Origin of the sequence: Streptomyces sp. NPDC101776 (assembly GCF_044766845.1) — a bacterium.
Taxonomy (GTDB): Bacteria; Actinomycetota; Actinomycetes; order Streptomycetales; family Streptomycetaceae; genus Streptomyces.
Map to the genome: position 1 here is coordinate 537,499 of NZ_JBIWMV010000004.1, position 14,639 is coordinate 552,137.

The window sequence follows — 14,639 nt, forward strand, 5'->3', positions numbered from 1 at the left end:
GCGGGTTCGGGCAGGATGCGGGGGTGCGCACCGAAGAACACCTTTCCTTGACGGTACGACGGCGTCCCGCATGCCCGAGGGCGGCCGTCCTGGTGCTGCACGGCGGCCAGGCGGACAGTGAACGTGCCGCCCGGCCCTGGCAGTTGGCCGCGTTGCGGATGGGGCCGGTGGTGCGGGCGGTGAGTGCCGCGCTGCCGCACGAGGACGTGCTGGTGGCCCAGGTCCGTTACCGGGTGCGCGGCTGGAACGGTGACCGGGCGGATCCTGTGCGGGACGCGTTGCGGGCGTTGGACGCTGTCGCCGAACTGGCCGGGACCGTGCCCACGGTGTTGCTCGGGCACTCCATGGGTGGGCGGGCGGCTCTGCGGGCGGCGGGGCATCCGCTGGTGACCGGGGTGGTCGCGCTGGCGCCGTGGTGGCCGCCGGGGGAACCGGTCGGGCAGGCGGCGGGGCGGCATGTTGTCGCCCTGCACGGTGAGCGGGACCGGGTGACGTCGCCGGGTGAGACTGCCGAGTGTGTGCTGCGGGTGCGGGAAGTCACTGCGCGGGCGGGGATGGGGGTTGTCGCCGGCGGTGACCATGGGATGTTGCGGCGTCACGGGTTCTGGCATCGCACGACTGCCGCGCTGGTCGCCCATCTGCTGGACCCCGGGGGTGCCCCGGACCCCTTGCCCTCGGGGGCTTATGGGGTGGGGGAGTTTCCGGTGGTCTGACGGGTGCGCCCTGTCCTGGGCTGGTGTCGGTGATCGGCCCTGAAGGGGCCTCGTCCTCACACGCCGGACGGGCTGGATGGTGAGGGCCGGTACTTTCCGGTTTCCGTGTTCTTGGACAGCTCCGCCGCGAACTGCGCCCCCGTCAGCAGGGACAGGTTCGACAGCCACAGCCAGATGAGGAAGACGACGCTGCCGGAGAGGGAGCCGTAGAGGCGGCTGTAGGCGCCGAGGGTGGTGGCGTAGGTCGAGAAGGCGGCGGAGACGGTCAGCCAGAGGGTGGCGGAGAGGATGCCGCCGGGGAGGCTGTGGCCGCGGCGGCGGGCGCCGGTCGGGCCGGTGTGGAAGACGACCACGACCAGGAGGGCGACCAGGCACAGCAGGACCGGCCAGCGCAGCAGGTCCCATGCCCAGGCCGCCGTGCTGTCGATGCCCGCCATGCGGCCCACCGCCTCCGCGAGGGGGCCGGTCAGCAGCAGGGTGAGCGAGCCGACGAGGAGCAGGCCGAGCAGCACCAGCGCGGTCAGGACGATGCGCGGTGCCTTGCGCCAGGGGGAACGGTGGTCCTGGGTGCCGTGCATGCGGTGCAGGGCGCGGCGGAACACCGCGAGATAACTGGTCGACGACCACAGCGCGCTGACCGAACCCGCCACCAGCAGGGGCCACGCGGTGCGGTCCGTGCGCAGCACATGGGTCAGGGCCGCGTGCAGTTCCGTACCGGAGTCGGCGGGGGCGTACGCCGTGACGTGGCTGACGAACTCCTCGGCCGTGCCCGGGCTGATCATGCCGAACGCGATGACCGTGGCCAGCATCGCCGGCAGCACCGCGAGGATCGCGTAGTACGTGAGGGCCGCCGCGTAGTCCGAGATGTCGTCGTTCCACAGGGACACCGGGGTGCGTCGCAGCGCCGGCCACCAGGCCGCCGGCGGCCGGAACCCCGCGATCCGGCGGACCCGGCCGACGTACGGCTCAGCGGACATGGGGCGTGCGGTGTGCGGCGGCGCTCAGCCGGAGCGTGGTGTGTGTGGTGTACGGGGCCGCCGTCGTGTCCGTCTCGGTCGTGATCGCGCGCAGGGCGGGGAGTACGGCGTCCGGGGACGTGTCCGGTGCCAGCCAGACCCGTAGCTCCACCTCCAGCCGTCGGCCGCGCCGGGGGCGTACCCGGGCGTGGCCGCGGGTCACCCCGGGGACGGCGTTCGCGCGGGCCGCCAGTGCCTCGGCCAGCGCGCGGGGGCGCACCGTGCAGCCGGGGGAGGGGAGCGCGAGATGGTGGGCGGTGGCCGGTCGCAGTTGGCGGAGCGACCAGAGGGCGAAGAGGAGGGTCAGGGTGATCGCCGTGGCGGTCGTGGTGGGTGCCCACCAGGTCTCGGCGCGCAGGTGGGCCAGCCGTCCTGGGTTCGGCAATACGGTGCCCGGGCCGGCGCCGGGCCACCAGGCCGGCAGCCGGTGCGCGAGGGTCCGGTCCGAGGTGAGGAGCCAGGTACCGGCGACGGCGAGCGCGAGGCCGGTGACCCCGAGCGTGGTCCGGTTGAGCGCTGTGGGCTGGGAGGGCCTCGTCACTGGTCAACTTCCTTGGTGGCAGGGGTGGTTGACGGTTGCTCCGGTGCCGGTGCGGGGCGTTGCCACACCTGCTCCGGGGTGACCGTCACCCGTACCCGAGGGGCCTTGCGCAGTCGGCAGGACGTTACGGCGTCTCGGGCGGCCGTCGTGACGGCGGTCGCCGCCCGCTCCCGGTCGCCGAAGGCCAGGCCCGCTCGTACCGTGATCCGCCGGGGGCGTACCCGGACCCGTACCGTCGTGATGCCGTTCACGTCCGCCACCGTGTCACGGATCAGGGACTCGACCGCCGAGCGGTCCACGGTGGTGTCGACGCGGTCCGCCCCGGTGCGGACGGTCGACCGGCGACGAAGGCCCGGCGTCAGGGCGAGCACGACCATCCACACCCCGATCAGCGCCGTCAGTCCGCCCGCGAGCACGACCGCCGGGTCCCCGGGAGCGTGCCCGGACAGCCAGTGCACCGCCGAGACGCGCCAGGCCGCCGCCGTCCCGTGCGCGATGTGCACCCGGATCAGGTCCACGGCGAGTGCGGCGCAGGCCACGGCGGCGAGGGAGGTGAGCAGGGTCACCGGGACGCGGCGCCTGGACCAGCGGCGCGCGGTGGTCCGGCGCTCCCCGGACTCTCCGGTCCCCTCCGCCGGGGCGAGCGGAGGGCGGGAGTACCTGGGCGCCACGAGCGCGACGACGTCGACGTGTGCGGTCGGTACCTCCAGCCCGGTCAGTTCCCGGGTGCGGGCCAGCACGTGCTGTTGTACGTCCCGGACGCCTTCTGCGAGCGGGGCGGGGTAGGGGAGCGTCACGCCCAGGGACACCTCGGCCCGCCCGCCTCGTACCGTCGCCGTCGTGTGGGCCGTACGGCCGGGCAGTGCCTCGGTGGTCGCGCGTTCGGCGATCCTGCGGACCGCCCGTTCCGAGACGGTGGTGGTGCCGCGCTGCGCGGCGGCCGTGGCGGCGGTTGTGCCGGCCGTGGTCATCGGCGGTTCCGTTCGAACGCGTCCCGTACGTCCTGGACCGTGCCGCCGCGCTCGTACCAACGGCCCACCGCCCAGCCCAGGCCGCCGAGCGCGGCCACGAGCAGGAAGGCGCCGAAGCCGCCGAACCAGCCGGCGAACGCCAGGGCCATGCCCGCGATCATTCCGACGAACGATGTGCTCATGCCCGTCCACCTCCGCCTCTCACCCGATACGCCGACAGACCCGTCCACCGGTCCATTTCCCGCCCGATCCACCACTTCTGCCCGTGCCCCTGACCGGCCGCCCTATTCCACGCGGGCGTCACCGGTGTGCGCGGGCTCGTGCTCGTCGGGGAGATGGACGTCGTTGACGGTGACGTTCACCTCGACGACCTCAAGACCGGTGATGCGCTCCACGGCGGCGATGACGTTCTCCCGTACGTCACGGGCGACGTCCATGACGGACACCCCGTACTCGACGACCAGGTCCAGATCGATCGCCGTCTGCCGCTCGCCGACCTCGACCTTCACCCCGCGCCCCACGTTGGGCCGGCCACCCGGCACCCGGTCCCGCACGGCGCCGATGCTCCGCGAGAGGCCGCCGCCCATGTCGTGGACGCCGGGGATCTCCCGGGCGGCGATGCCGGCCACCTTCACGACGACGACATCCGCGATCGACGTACGGCCGCGGTCGGACTGGGTGGACGTGGCCCCGCTCTTGTTGCCGACGCGGCTGACGTCGCCGACGCTGACTACCGGTGCTGTCTGAGTGGTCATGGCGTGCCTCTCTGTCTTCGGTTCGGTGCTGCGCTGTCCTCGGTCCTGTCCGTGCTCTCACTTCTTCAGACCCGGGCGGGGCGCGGCTGTGACGCGGGAACCCGGAGATTTCCGCATCCGTCCGAGCCCGTTCCCGGAAGTTCTCCGTAACGGGGACGGCGCGGCCGTGTCCAACCTTCAGAAGACCGGACGAGAGGAGCCGCCCAGTGGCGGGGCCCCGCACACAGAACGCACCCCCGGACAGCCGGGCCGACACGGCGGACGCTGCTGACGCCCTGCTGGCGGTCCGGGCCGCCGAGGGGGACGAGGACGCCTTCGCCGTGCTCGTGCAGCGGCACGCGCCCGCGCTGATCCGGCTCGCCACGAGTCTGCTCGGTACCGGCGCGGAGGCGGAGGACGCCGTACAGGACGCCTTTCTCAGTGCCTGGCGGCGGCTGCCGGAGTTCCAGGGGCGTTCCGCCTTCGGCACCTGGATGTACCGGATCGTCACCAACCGCTGTCTGAACGTGCTGCGTTCGCGCCGGCCGGTGGACCCGCTGGAGGCGGCCGGTGACGTGGCCGCGGCCGAACACACCACCTCCCCGGCCCGGATCGCCGAGGGCCGGGACGCCGTCCGCGAACTGCGTGACGCGCTCGACCTCCTCTCGGCCGAACAGCGCGCGTGCTGGGTGCTGCGCGAACTGGACGGCCGTTCCTACGAGTTCGTCGCGGACGCGGTCGGCATCAGCCAGGAAGCGGTCCGCGCCCGCGTCTTCCGCGCCCGCCGATCTCTGACCCAAGCATTGGGGGCCTGGCGATGACCGACGACGAACTCCTGCCCTGCGGACGGCTGTTGTCGCAGACCTGGAACGACTGGGAGGAGCAGACCGGTGATCCTCACCTCCGCACCTGCCCGCACTGCCGCGAGGCCGTGCGGGGACTCGATCAACTGGAGTCCGTGGTGCGGGGCTTGCAGGAGGAGACGGACACCACCGCCTCCGGCTACGACCCCGAGCCGCTGACCCGGCGGATCATGGACGTCGTACGCCTGGAACTGCGTCCGGGCCGTCCGCTGCCGCTCGGTGAACCCGCCGAGGACCTGTGGATCATGGAGGCGGTCGCGGCGCGCGCGCTGCGCGCGGCGGCCGAGACGGTACCGGGGGTCCGGGCCGGCTCCTGCCGACTGTTCGACGCCGGTGAGGACGGGGACGGCGACGGCGGCACGGTCGAGGTACGGCTCGACATCCATGCCCCGGACGACGCGCCCCTGCCCGAGCTCGCGGCCCTCGTGCGGGAACGGGTGTGGGAGGCCGCGGACCGTGAACTGGGCATGGGCGTCACGGGAGTTGACATCCGCGTCACCGATCTCGTCCCCGTCTCGGCCGACGGCGGCCAGGAAGGTCGTACCGCATGAGCGCGCCCGCGAACGACGAGAGCCCGGCGTACGCGACCCTCGTCGCGGAAGTCGCCCTGGCCGCGGAGAGCGTCACGGGGGTGGCCTTCCTCAGACCGGGGCTGACCGACCGCCTGCGCTCGGCGCTGTCACGGTCCGGTGGGGCGTCGCCCGCCGGGGTCCGGTTGACCCGGCCGGACGGGGACGGGCCCTGGTGCGTCGAGATCCATGTCGTCGCGCTGCGGCGGGCCAGGACCGTGGACGTGGCCCGCGGCGTGCGGGACATGGTGGAACGGCGGCTGGACGCCTTGCTGCCGACGGGAGTCGGGCCGTCCACGCCGAGGGTCACGGTGACGGTCACGGGGCTTGTCTGAACGGATGGCGGGCGCCCTCGTCCCCGATGAGGGCGCCCGCCATCCGCCTCTGCCGGTCAGCCCGCGGCGATGCCCTCGCCGCCGACGGCACCCGGTACGACGACCCAGCCGATCGCGGTGAGTGAACCGCTCCTGCCGACCCGGAACTCGTCCACCACACCCTTGATGCCGGTCTGGACGTACAGGTACCGCCCGTCCGACGAGGCCGCCGCGTCGACCGTGCCGGCGTGGGTGGCCGTGTTGCCCAGGGCGGTCAACTCGCCCTGGGGGCCCACCCGGTAGCCGGACAGGGTGCCGCTGCCGGCGTTGGAGACGTAGAGGTGGTGTCCCGCGGTCACCGCCCAGCAGGTGGCGGTCTGGCCGGTCGGGACGGTTCCCTTGGCCGTCAGTCTGCCGTCGCGGCCGACCGTGAAGGTGCCCACCGAGTTGGTGCCGGCCTCCGTCACCCGGATCCGTCCGGCGGCGTCGAAGGCGAAACCGAACGGCACGGCACCCGGCGTCGAGGTCACCACGGGACGCGCGGACGGTCCGCTGTGCGAGCCGACCGGGAAGACGTCGATGCTCTGCCCCGAGGCCTTGGTGGTGACCACGAGCTTCGAACCGTCCGGGGTGAAGGAGATCTGCCCGACGGCCGAAGTCGCCTTGTCCAGACCGAGGGCACGGTGCCAGGAGTCCACCTTCACCAAGCGTTCGCCGCTCCGCGCGAAGCCCTGGACGGAACCGCCGCCGAGCGTGTTGGCGACGTAGACCCGGTTGCCGTGGAAGGTGACGCTGACCGGGAAACTTCCGCCGCTGGAGATCTCCTGGACCCGCTTGAGGTGGGTGCCGTGCACGGCGAAGACGGTCACCGTGTCGCTGCCCGCGTTCACGGCGTAGAGCAGCTGGTGGTCCCCGTCGTAGGCGAGCGAGCCCTGCGAGGCCAGGTGGTCCGCGACGGTGCCGGGCAGGATGCCGCCCTTGCCTCCGGTGGCGTAGACGCCCTGCTGGGCGAGGGTGCCGTCGGCGGCGCGGTCGTAGGCGACGACGGTGTTCGCGGTCGGGTCGTCGCTCTGTACGAACACGGCCGAACGGCCGCTGTGGTGCGGGGAGTTGAGGCTCTGGTGGTTGACCGCGGCACCGGCCGCGGGTGCGGCGAGGAGTGCCGCCGCGGCGACGGCCGCGCCGGTGCCGAGGGTGCGGGCGATCCGGGAGGTGCGGGTCCTGGCGAGAGTCATGCGTGCGTACTCCTCTGTGCGGGACGGGGGAGCCGGCGGCGTCTCACGCATCGCCGGACGGTTCGCAACGCTAGACCGCGAGGAGGGGGGTGAAACGGTCATAAGGTGCGCTATCGGGTTGATGTCCGGGGTTCGTAAGAATCACGGGTGGGGTCAGGGAGTCGGGGCTCGTGGTCGTCCTCGGCACCCGTACGGCAGTCCTTGCCGAAGAGGAAACTCAGCACGACCGTGACGGTGGCCGTGACCGCGAGCCGCAGGCCCCAGGCGGCGGCGGAACCGTCCGCGACGGGTGCGGTGAAGTCGGGCCCGCCGAGCAGCGCGCTGCTCAGCGGATACGAGCCCGCGCAGCTCGACAGGTAGACCCACAGCGGCGGTTCGTTGAAGGCGATGAGGACCGATGCCGCGACGACCACGATCACACTGAGTACGACGGTGAGCGAAGTGATGTCCATGGCCTCAAGCCTTCCGGCGGTCGGAGGGGGAATCGTCGGCGTGGGGGAGGAGCGGGGGCTCTGTCTCTGGGTGGAGACGCGTCACTGTGCCGTCGCCAGCCGCCAGATCTCCGCCGTGGTCTCCTGCGCGGACTCGGCCGGGGGCGGATCGTTCGGGAGTTGGGCGGGGGCGGTCGTGTTCTTCTTCTTGCCGGGCTGGTCGGCGAAGAGGGCGACCGTCAGGGTGAGTTGGGGGTTCAGGCCGGTGGACCAGATGGTGCGGCGGGTGATTCCGCCGCCCGCTCCGGCGGTGTAGAAGAGCTGGGGGAATTTCTGGGCGGGGACGGCGGGGACGGCGGAAGGGATCGCCTCCTTGTCCGTCGTGCCGGTCTTGGACATCGACGCGCTGACCGTGAACGCGTCCTTTTCGTTCAGGGCGCGCCGGGTGTCGGGGTGCGCGGTGTACACCTGGTGTCCGTCGCGGGTGATCTTGGTGACCGTGTACGGGGCCGCGTAGAGCCCGTTCGCCGCGACGGTCGCGTAGGCCGCGGTCAGTTGGAGGGGGGTCGGGGCGGCGGTTTTCCGTAGCGCGGTCAGGGGGCCGTCCAGCCGGGCCTCGGCGAACGGGTCCAGTGCCGTTCCCGCCTCCACCGCGCCGCCCACCGCGTCGTTGAACGGCTGGCGTGCGTAGTCCGCCCCGCCGTACAGCAGCCGGACCGCGCCGTCGCCGGGCTTCATCGCCACGACCGCGGTGTGGAGTGTGACCGTCTTGCCACCCTTGCCACCCTTGCCGCCCTTGTCTCCCTGGCTGTTCTCGGTGTCTTTCACCGCCTCGGTCGTGGCGTCCTGCAAGGCGAGGTCGAACGTCGTGTGGACGGTGTAGCCGTCGCGTGCCAACTGGTCCTCGGTGATGCCGAGCCGGTCTGCCGCCTCCTTCGCCGCCACGTCGATCATGTACTGCCGTTGCCCCTCGGTCGTACCCGGCGGATAGAAACGGAACGCCGGGAAGGCGGCCTCGGCGCGCTGCTTCGGTGTGATGGCGCCGCTGGTCGCCATCGCGTCGAGGACCCATGCCCAGCGGGCTTTGAGCGTCGCGGTCACCTCGGGGTCGGAGCCCGCCTTCTCGTAGTACGAGGGGATGTTGACGATCGCTGCCAGCGCGGCGCCCTGGGAGACGGTCAGGTTCCGGGTGTCCACGCCGAAGTAGTTGCGCGCGGCGGCCTCGATGCCGGCCGAACCCCGGCCGAAATAGACCGTGTTGAGATAGCCCGCCAGGATGTCGTCCTTGGACCGGGTGCGGTCCAGCTTGATCGCGATGAGTGCCTCGCGTGCCTTGCGCGACAGGGACTGTTCCGGGCTCAGCAGCGCGTTCTTCACGTACTGCTGGGTGATGGTGGAACCGCCCTGCCGTTCGCCGCCGGTGAGCGAGGCCAGCAGTGCGCGGGCGAGGGCGCGTGGCGAGACCCCGTCGTCCGTACGGAAGGAACGGTTCTCGGCCGCGATCACGGCGTCCTGCACATATCGGGGGACCTGCGACAGGGGCACCTCCTGGCGGTCGACGGGGCCGCGTCGGCCCAGGTAGGAGCCCTTGTCGTCGAGGAAGACCGTGCTCTGCGTGACGGTCTCCGGGTGCGGCTCGGGAATTCCCGTCAGCCGGTACGCGACGACCGCGGCCGTGCACAGTGCCACGAGCAGGGCGAGGAAGGTCACGACGAGCCTGCGCAACAGGCGGCCCCGGGTACGGCGGACGCGCAGGCGGAGCGGGACACGCAGGCGGGCGGCGACGCGAGCGCGGACGTGGTGCGGTGAGCACCGCGGCCGGTTCCAGGGCAGCGGCATCGGGCGCTTCACGCGTAGCCCCCGCCCCGTACGACGACCTTGCCGGACGCGTCGTACACCGTGACGGCCGGACCGCCGTCCGCGAAGCTCGACTTCAGGTCCGCCAGGGACAGTGACGTTGGCGCGTACCAGACGCCCCAGCCCGGGCTGCCCGCGAGCGTGAGGACCGTACCGGTGATCCTGTGGTCGGCGACGGTGACCTCGACACGGGCCGGGTCGGCGGACAGGCCGTGGTAGAGGCCCGACAGGAAGTAGCCGCCGCGCACATGGTCGGGCCGCGCGGAGACGCCCGGCTTCCCGCCCTCCGGTCCCAGGAACTGGTTGGGCCGTTCCGGCGTCGACCAGTGCTTGCCGTCGGCGGTCAGCCAGACCTGCACTCCCGGTACGGCGTCCACCCGCTCACCGGGCGCGACGATCCGTATCGGACTCTGGGCCGTCGCGGCGGCCACTCCGCCGTCCGAACCGTCCGTGGAGCCGGCGCCCATGAACCGGCCCGCCCCGAACACGACCGCCGGCCCGAGCAGCAGCGCCCAGACCGCCATGACCACGCCTCTGCGGCGGCGGCGCAGCGTCCGGCCGCGCCGCTCGACGGCATCGAGCGGAACGTCGAACGTGTCGAACGGGGCGACCTCGGCGGGAGCCGCGGCCGCGGCCGCGAAGCGCTTCCGCAGCCGCTCCGCGTCACCTCCGCAGACCGTCAGTCCACGCCGGGCATGGCTCCTGACCGCACCGGTCGAGCAGCCCAGCAACTGGGCGATCTCCGCCTCCCGCAGGCCCTCCCAGTGCAGCAGGACGAGGACGGCTCGCTGCCGCGCGGACACTGCCCTCGACGCATCGTGCGGCACGGTCTTCCCGCGGCGCGTCCGGGCTCCGCGCAGGTACTCCTCGACGAGCAGCCGTCGTACATAGAAGTCCACGTCGTCCCGCGGTATCCGGCGCCACCGCGCGCACACCTCGACCAGGGTTCTCCGCACCAGTTCGGTCGCCTCCCGGGAGTTGCCCAGGTCACCGGGGTCGTCCGGGTCGCCGTGCAGCAGATGGGCGGTGGTGACCAGTCCGGGCAGGCCCGCGTGCGCGTACGCGGCGAAGTCAGGGCGGGGGTGCGGCACTTCGGTGGTCCTCCGGTGCGGATGTGGGGGAAACGAGGGGGAAGTGAGGGGAAGGGGATCCTGGGACGCGTGTTTGTCGTCTCTCCTGTGGGACGTGTGTGCGAGGGACGCGGCCCCGGGACCTGTACGCACCGCGAGGGCGGTCAGGTTGCACGGGAATTCCAAGACTCCGGTGAGGTCATGACCGAGGACGAGTTCGACGCTTTCTACGCGGCCACGTTTCCCCGTCTGACCGGCCAGCTCTCGGCGTTCACCGGCGACCGGGAGGAGGCGCAGGACGTGGTCCAGGAGGCGTTCGTACGGGCCTGGGACCGGCGGGGGGACTTCCTCGCGGACGAGGCGCCCGAGGCGTGGATCCGCACGGTCGCCATGCGGCTGGCGGTGAGCCGCTGGCGCCGGGCCCGGCGCTGGCTGGAGCTGGTGCGCCGGACGCCGACGCCCGAGACCACGCCAGGACCCGGCCCCGATCACCCGGCACTGGTCGCCGCGCTGCGCCAACTGCCCACCGCCCAGCGGATGGTGATCGTCCTGCACCATCTGTGTGACCTGAGTGTCGAGCAGATAGCCTCCGACACGGGTGCGCCGGTGGGGACCGTCAAGGCCAGGCTGTCCCGAGGGAGAGCGGCGCTGGCGAGGCATCTCGCGGTGGACGAGGCGGACGCGCCGGTCCGGAAGGAGCACGGCCGTGTCGGATGAACTCTCCACCCAACTCGCCACCGCCCTGCGCGAGTTCGCCGCCGATCAGGAGACCCGTCCGGTGCTCACCGGCGCCGAGGTCCGCGGCCGTGCCGGGCACCGGGCGCGCCGCCGGACGGCGGGCACCCTGGGCGCGGGCGCGGTGGCCCTCGCGCTGGTCGCCTTCGTACTGACCCTGGGATTGGGGGACTTGACGGGTTCCACCGGTGTCTCGGACCCGGCGGGGGCGGGGCAGCGGCGACAGGCTCCGGCCGCCACCCCCTCCGTGTCCGCACCCGCACCGGCACCTCGTGTCACGGCCGAGGCGACGCCGACTCCCGTGTCCAGCACGCCTGCCGCCGGCACGGTCGCGCTCGGCAAGGGCGTCCTGGTCGTCGGGGACCGGGTCATGCGGCTGACCTCCGGACTGCCTGAAAGCCCCGAGGTGGTGGGGCCGTTGACCGTGTACAAGAAGCCCGACACCAAGGTCGTGACCGTGCCCGTCCTGACCTCCCAGGCCGCCTACGTCACGGAGGTCTCGCTCGCGGTCGAACTCCGCGACGCCCACGACGAGCCGGTCTACGTCGGCATCGCCGTCTCCTACAAAGGCGAGAACACGGGCACGGACGCCATCAACAGCGGCAGTTGGATCGGTCTGGACTCGGCCGACGCCAAGTGGTTCTACGACAACGCGAGGATCGGCAGCGTCCTTTCGGTCACCGGCACCCAGTCCTGAAGCCGAGACCGCCTCCTACCGTCCCGGTCCCGCCACGGCATAGGCCGCCGTCCCGGTGGTCAGGAGAAACAGCGCCGTCCAGGTGGCCGCCGGTGTGCCGGACGGCAGCAGCAGCCAGGCCGCCACCCGCGTCGGCGTACCCGTGACGGGTGGGGTGAGGAACGAGACCGACAGCCAGGCGAACGGCAGCGTCCACGCGTACTGGCCGCCCCAGAGCGCCGCGCCCAGAGCCGCCAGTCCCGTCAGGCCCGCGCTGTCCCGGACGACGAGCGCGACGGAGGCCCCCATGCCCGAGCCCGTCGCCCGCACCGACAGCGGCACCGCGGCGACCACCGCGCCGGCCAGCAGCACATGCGCCGCTCTCCGTGGCACCCAGCGGATCGCGGCCGTCCGGTCCAGCGCGAGGTCCTGCCCGCCGAGCCCGATCGACGCCGCCATCGCCCCCATGGCGAGGACGAGCACGGGAATCCGCGGATCACCGTCGCCGGGTCCCCCGCCGCCGCCCCGGGACAGTGCCCACACCCCGGCCGCGCCGATCACCAGCGCGGCCAGCGACGCGGGCACCTGACGCGAGCGGGCGTACAGGGTCAGCCATCTCACCGGCACGTATGTCACTCCCACCCGCATCCGTCTTCACCTCCCGGACCCCGGTTCACCGGGACACCTCATGGGTCAGCACTTCGAACGGGTCCCCCTCGCAGGACAGCGCGGCGGCCCGCATCGCGTTGATCCGTGACAACTGCTCGCCCCGCGACAGCGCTTCGAGCTTCTTCCATGCCGGGCCCGTCCTGGCGGCCACCTCACCCCGCGCCGCCGCCGGTGTGCCGGGCAGCGGCTTCAGCTCCCCGAGAACCCAGCCCACCGCCACGGCCTGCGCGTACTCGTCGTCCCCGAAGCCGCTCCAGCCGACGGGAGTGCACCCCGGGACGAGGCCTTTGGCGAGCAGGGCCCAGGTCAGTTCGTCGTCCGTCGAAGCGGCGGTCACGATGTCGTCGTCGAAGGTGAAGAGCACGGTCGTACGGGACCACTTCGGCGTGGAGCCCTCCGGCAGGACGGCGGTGTCCTCCCGGACCGAGACCGGTGCCCGGTCGCCGAGGGCGGCGCGCAGCAGCCGTAGCGCCTTCTTGCCGGGGTTCGCCAGGTCGGCGAGGCGGTCCTGATGGGCCCGGGTCACGCAGACCGGGCCGTCGCACACCGGCTCGGCGGCGGTCCTGTCGACGACGTACATCCGGCGCGGGTCGGAGGGGAGGACGAGCAGGGCGAGGACCGCGCCCGCCAGGACGGGGGTCAGGGCGGCCAGCCGGGTGCGCGGGGTCGCCGCGACCAGCAGCGCGAAGCCGGTCAGGGCCATGCCGAGGAGCCAGATCGTCTGGCCGATGTGGACGGGGGCGGAGAGCGTGACGAGTGCGCTGCGGACCTCGTCGACCTCGGGTGACAGGAGGGAGAGACGGTTCGGCTGAGTGCTGTCGAATCCCGTCGCCGGGTCGGCCGTTGTCGTACGGCCGAGGGACATGTGCATGAGCGCGGTGAAGGTGAAGGCGCCGACGGTCAGGAGGGGCGGGGTCAGCACGGACGGCAGGGTCCGCGCGGCGCCCATGCCCAGCAGGGCTCCCGCGACCAGGAAGAAGGCTCCCACCAGGGAGATCGGCAGCCAGCCGAGGTGCGCGTACGACGTGTGGGCGAGGACCTGGACGCCGCCGACCAGGACGAGGAGCGTGAAGGCCGAGGCCAGCGTGATCGCGGTGGCGCCCGCCGGTACGGCCGCGCGGTGCCGGGCGGGGCGGGGTGTGCTCGTCAGCAGTTCGGTCATCTTCGAGCGGTGGTCGCGCAGGCCCTGGACGGCGCCGAATCCCACGGCGAGCGGCCACAGATAGAACAGCAGGCTGCGGGTCCACATGGCCAGCGACGTCCACTGGGCCGTCCATGCCGTGGTGCCGTTCCACCACGAGGCGTCCTTCAGCAGGTAGAGGAACGCGAGCGAACTCGCCAGGATCACGGCTCCGGCCCAGGGGGCGACGGAACGTCTCAGCTCGATGCGCAGGACGCGGAAGTTCAACTCCGCGCGCGGGACGGGGGCGTTCACCAGGAACCCCTCTCCTTCTCGGGGTTCAGCAGCAGGGCCGAGTAGCCGCGCTCCAGCGGGCTGTCGCCCACGTGTTCCGGGCCGCCCGCGGCGGCCAGTTCGTCCGGGGTGCCCTGGAAGACCAGCCGGCCCTCGGCGAAGAGCACCACGTCCGTGCAGGCGGCGGCGACGTCCTCGACCAGGTGGGTCGAGACGACCACGCAGGTGTCCGTGCCCAGTTCCTGCAACAGCCGGCGGAAGCGCAGCCGTTGGGCCGGGTCCAGGCCGGCCGTCGGTTCGTCGAGGAGCAGGATCGTCGGGTCGTTCACGATGGCCTGGGCGATGCCGACCCGTCGGACCATGCCGCCGGACAGCGCCTTCATCCTCTCCTCGGCACGGTCGGCCAGACCCACCCGCTCCACGGCCCGCTGCACCGCTCCCGGGATGTCCGCCTTGGGTACCTCTTTCAGCCACGCCATGTACTCGACGAACTCGCGCACCGTGAAGCGCTTGTAGTAGCCGAACTCCTGCGGCAGATAACCGATCCGGCGGCGCAGCGCACGGTGCTCGCCCAGGCCGCCCGCGGGCTCGCCGAGCAGTTCCAGGGTGCCCTCGGCGGGGCGGAGGACGGTGGCCAAGGCCCTGATGAGGGTGGTCTTTCCGGCCCCGTTGGGCCCGAGGAGACCGTGCACGCCGGTCCCCAGCGACAGGTCGAGCCCGTCGACGGCCATCCGTTTCCGGCCGGCCCTGACCTTCAGTCCGGCGGCCCGGATCTCCCAGGCGTAGGGCGTCGGCGCGAGCTCGGCCGCGCTCACCGCGGGCATCATGTGG

18 protein-coding genes are annotated in these 14,639 nt (G+C 72.5%); 6 read left to right on the forward strand and 12 right to left on the reverse strand.

The genetic code is table 11. From position 1 onward, the window contains the following. Positions 1 to 23: 23 nt before the first annotated feature. A complete protein-coding gene (locus tag ACIRRY_RS17730) occupies positions 24 to 713 on the forward strand; it encodes an alpha/beta family hydrolase (protein ID WP_403973280.1) in 690 nt (229 codons plus the stop codon). 56 nt (positions 714 to 769) lie between these two features. On the opposite strand, the gene ACIRRY_RS17735 is transcribed toward ACIRRY_RS17730, so the two are convergent. The 5 genes from ACIRRY_RS17735 to ACIRRY_RS17755 all read right to left on the reverse strand — a co-directional run bounded on the left by ACIRRY_RS17735 (position 770) and on the right by ACIRRY_RS17755 (position 3,996). Next, positions 770 to 1,690 (reverse strand): YihY/virulence factor BrkB family protein, encoded by a 921-nt coding sequence (locus tag ACIRRY_RS17735; RefSeq protein ID WP_403973282.1) that lies wholly within the window; start codon positions 1,688 to 1,690, stop codon positions 770 to 772. Further along, entirely contained in the window at positions 1,680 to 2,270 is a 591-nt protein-coding gene (locus ACIRRY_RS17740) for a hypothetical protein (protein ID WP_403973285.1), read from the reverse strand. Before ACIRRY_RS17740 ends, ACIRRY_RS17735 begins: the two co-directional genes overlap by 11 nt. After that, the gene (locus ACIRRY_RS17745) at positions 2,267 to 3,241 is read right to left on the reverse strand and encodes a DUF6286 domain-containing protein (RefSeq protein WP_403973287.1); all 975 of its coding nucleotides are present in this window, start codon (positions 3,239 to 3,241) and stop codon (positions 2,267 to 2,269) included. Before ACIRRY_RS17745 ends, ACIRRY_RS17740 begins: the two co-directional genes overlap by 4 nt. Then, positions 3,238 to 3,423 (reverse strand): hypothetical protein, encoded by a 186-nt coding sequence (locus tag ACIRRY_RS17750; RefSeq protein ID WP_403973290.1) that lies wholly within the window; start codon positions 3,421 to 3,423, stop codon positions 3,238 to 3,240. Before ACIRRY_RS17750 ends, ACIRRY_RS17745 begins: the two co-directional genes overlap by 4 nt. A 102-nt stretch (positions 3,424 to 3,525) precedes the next feature. Further along, complete coding sequence (locus ACIRRY_RS17755) at positions 3,526 to 3,996, reverse strand: Asp23/Gls24 family envelope stress response protein (RefSeq protein ID WP_403973292.1); 471 nt, start codon at positions 3,994 to 3,996, stop codon at positions 3,526 to 3,528. A 206-nt stretch (positions 3,997 to 4,202) separates the two neighbouring features. On the opposite strand from ACIRRY_RS17755, the gene ACIRRY_RS17760 reads away from it, so the two are divergent. Genes ACIRRY_RS17760 through ACIRRY_RS17770 form a run of 3 tightly spaced genes read left to right on the forward strand, consistent with a single transcriptional unit; the run spans position 4,203 to position 5,742 of the window. Continuing rightward, entirely contained in the window at positions 4,203 to 4,796 is a 594-nt protein-coding gene (locus ACIRRY_RS17760; protein ID WP_403973294.1) for an RNA polymerase sigma factor, read from the forward strand. Further along, positions 4,793 to 5,389: an Asp23/Gls24 family envelope stress response protein gene (locus ACIRRY_RS17765; RefSeq protein ID WP_403973297.1), complete on the forward strand. Its 597-nt coding sequence runs from the start codon at positions 4,793 to 4,795 to the stop codon at positions 5,387 to 5,389. Before ACIRRY_RS17760 ends, ACIRRY_RS17765 begins: the two co-directional genes overlap by 4 nt. Continuing rightward, positions 5,386 to 5,742: a hypothetical protein gene (locus tag ACIRRY_RS17770; RefSeq protein WP_403973300.1), complete on the forward strand. Its 357-nt coding sequence runs from the start codon at positions 5,386 to 5,388 to the stop codon at positions 5,740 to 5,742. The genes ACIRRY_RS17765 and ACIRRY_RS17770 overlap by 4 nt, the downstream gene beginning before the upstream one ends. A gap of 56 nt (positions 5,743 to 5,798) precedes the next feature. Here the strand turns inward: ACIRRY_RS17770 and ACIRRY_RS17775 are convergent, their stop codons facing one another. The 4 genes from ACIRRY_RS17775 to ACIRRY_RS17790 form a co-directional block, all read right to left on the reverse strand. Further along, the gene (locus tag ACIRRY_RS17775) at positions 5,799 to 6,956 is read right to left on the reverse strand and encodes a lactonase family protein (RefSeq protein WP_403973303.1); all 1,158 of its coding nucleotides are present in this window, start codon (positions 6,954 to 6,956) and stop codon (positions 5,799 to 5,801) included. Between the two features lie 110 nt (positions 6,957 to 7,066). Next, entirely contained in the window at positions 7,067 to 7,408 is a 342-nt protein-coding gene (locus ACIRRY_RS17780; protein WP_403973306.1) for a hypothetical protein, read from the reverse strand. Positions 7,409 to 7,489: 81 nt separating this feature from the next. Further along, a complete protein-coding gene (locus tag ACIRRY_RS17785) occupies positions 7,490 to 9,226 on the reverse strand; it encodes a transglycosylase domain-containing protein (RefSeq protein ID WP_403973637.1) in 1,737 nt (578 codons plus the stop codon). 8 nt (positions 9,227 to 9,234) lie between these two features. Beyond that, positions 9,235 to 10,335: a sigma factor-like helix-turn-helix DNA-binding protein gene (locus tag ACIRRY_RS17790; protein ID WP_403973308.1), complete on the reverse strand. Its 1,101-nt coding sequence runs from the start codon at positions 10,333 to 10,335 to the stop codon at positions 9,235 to 9,237. Between the two features lie 180 nt (positions 10,336 to 10,515). Here ACIRRY_RS17790 and ACIRRY_RS17795 point away from each other — a divergent pair, with 180 nt between their 5' ends. Both ACIRRY_RS17795 and ACIRRY_RS17800 read left to right on the forward strand, forming a co-directional pair. Then, a complete protein-coding gene (locus ACIRRY_RS17795) occupies positions 10,516 to 11,031 on the forward strand; it encodes a SigE family RNA polymerase sigma factor (protein WP_403973311.1) in 516 nt (171 codons plus the stop codon). Then, on the forward strand, positions 11,021 to 11,746 hold the full coding sequence (locus ACIRRY_RS17800) for a hypothetical protein (RefSeq protein ID WP_403973313.1): 726 nt from the start codon (positions 11,021 to 11,023) through the stop codon (positions 11,744 to 11,746). The genes ACIRRY_RS17795 and ACIRRY_RS17800 overlap by 11 nt, the downstream gene beginning before the upstream one ends. Positions 11,747 to 11,761: 15 nt before the next feature. Here the strand turns inward: ACIRRY_RS17800 and ACIRRY_RS17805 are convergent, their stop codons facing one another. Genes ACIRRY_RS17805 through ACIRRY_RS17815 form a run of 3 tightly spaced genes read right to left on the reverse strand, consistent with a single transcriptional unit; the run spans position 11,762 to position 14,632 of the window. Continuing rightward, on the reverse strand, positions 11,762 to 12,346 hold the full coding sequence (locus ACIRRY_RS17805; protein ID WP_403973639.1) for a hypothetical protein: 585 nt from the start codon (positions 12,344 to 12,346) through the stop codon (positions 11,762 to 11,764). A 52-nt stretch (positions 12,347 to 12,398) separates the two neighbouring features. Continuing rightward, positions 12,399 to 13,802 (reverse strand): hypothetical protein, encoded by a 1,404-nt coding sequence (locus ACIRRY_RS17810; protein ID WP_403973641.1) that lies wholly within the window; start codon positions 13,800 to 13,802, stop codon positions 12,399 to 12,401. 23 nt (positions 13,803 to 13,825) lie between these two features. After that, the gene (locus ACIRRY_RS17815; RefSeq protein WP_403973643.1) at positions 13,826 to 14,632 is read right to left on the reverse strand and encodes an ABC transporter ATP-binding protein; all 807 of its coding nucleotides are present in this window, start codon (positions 14,630 to 14,632) and stop codon (positions 13,826 to 13,828) included. Positions 14,633 to 14,639: the final 7 nt, after the last annotated feature.

What these genes read in the sequence shown, in the direction of transcription:
- ACIRRY_RS17735 (WP_403973282.1), bottom strand. Translation starts at nt 1,690, where the DNA reads ATGTCCGCTGAGCCGTACGTCGGCCGGGTCCGCCGGATCGCGGGGTTC.
- ACIRRY_RS17745 (WP_403973287.1), bottom strand. Translation starts at nt 3,241, where the DNA reads ATGACCACGGCCGGCACAACCGCCGCCACGGCCGCCGCGCAGCGCGGC.
- ACIRRY_RS17750 (WP_403973290.1), bottom strand. Translation starts at nt 3,423, where the DNA reads ATGAGCACATCGTTCGTCGGAATGATCGCGGGCATGGCCCTGGCGTTC.
- ACIRRY_RS17755 (WP_403973292.1), bottom strand. Translation starts at nt 3,996, where the DNA reads ATGACCACTCAGACAGCACCGGTAGTCAGCGTCGGCGACGTCAGCCGC.
- ACIRRY_RS17765 (WP_403973297.1), top strand. Translation starts at nt 4,793, where the DNA reads ATGACCGACGACGAACTCCTGCCCTGCGGACGGCTGTTGTCGCAGACC.
- ACIRRY_RS17770 (WP_403973300.1), top strand. Translation starts at nt 5,386, where the DNA reads ATGAGCGCGCCCGCGAACGACGAGAGCCCGGCGTACGCGACCCTCGTC.
- ACIRRY_RS17775 (WP_403973303.1), bottom strand. Translation starts at nt 6,956, where the DNA reads ATGACTCTCGCCAGGACCCGCACCTCCCGGATCGCCCGCACCCTCGGC.
- ACIRRY_RS17780 (WP_403973306.1), bottom strand. Translation starts at nt 7,408, where the DNA reads ATGGACATCACTTCGCTCACCGTCGTACTCAGTGTGATCGTGGTCGTC.
- ACIRRY_RS17785 (WP_403973637.1), bottom strand. Translation starts at nt 9,226, where the DNA reads ATGCCGCTGCCCTGGAACCGGCCGCGGTGCTCACCGCACCACGTCCGC.
- ACIRRY_RS17795 (WP_403973311.1), top strand. Translation starts at nt 10,516, where the DNA reads ATGACCGAGGACGAGTTCGACGCTTTCTACGCGGCCACGTTTCCCCGT.
- ACIRRY_RS17815 (WP_403973643.1), bottom strand. Translation starts at nt 14,632, where the DNA reads ATGCCCGCGGTGAGCGCGGCCGAGCTCGCGCCGACGCCCTACGCCTGG.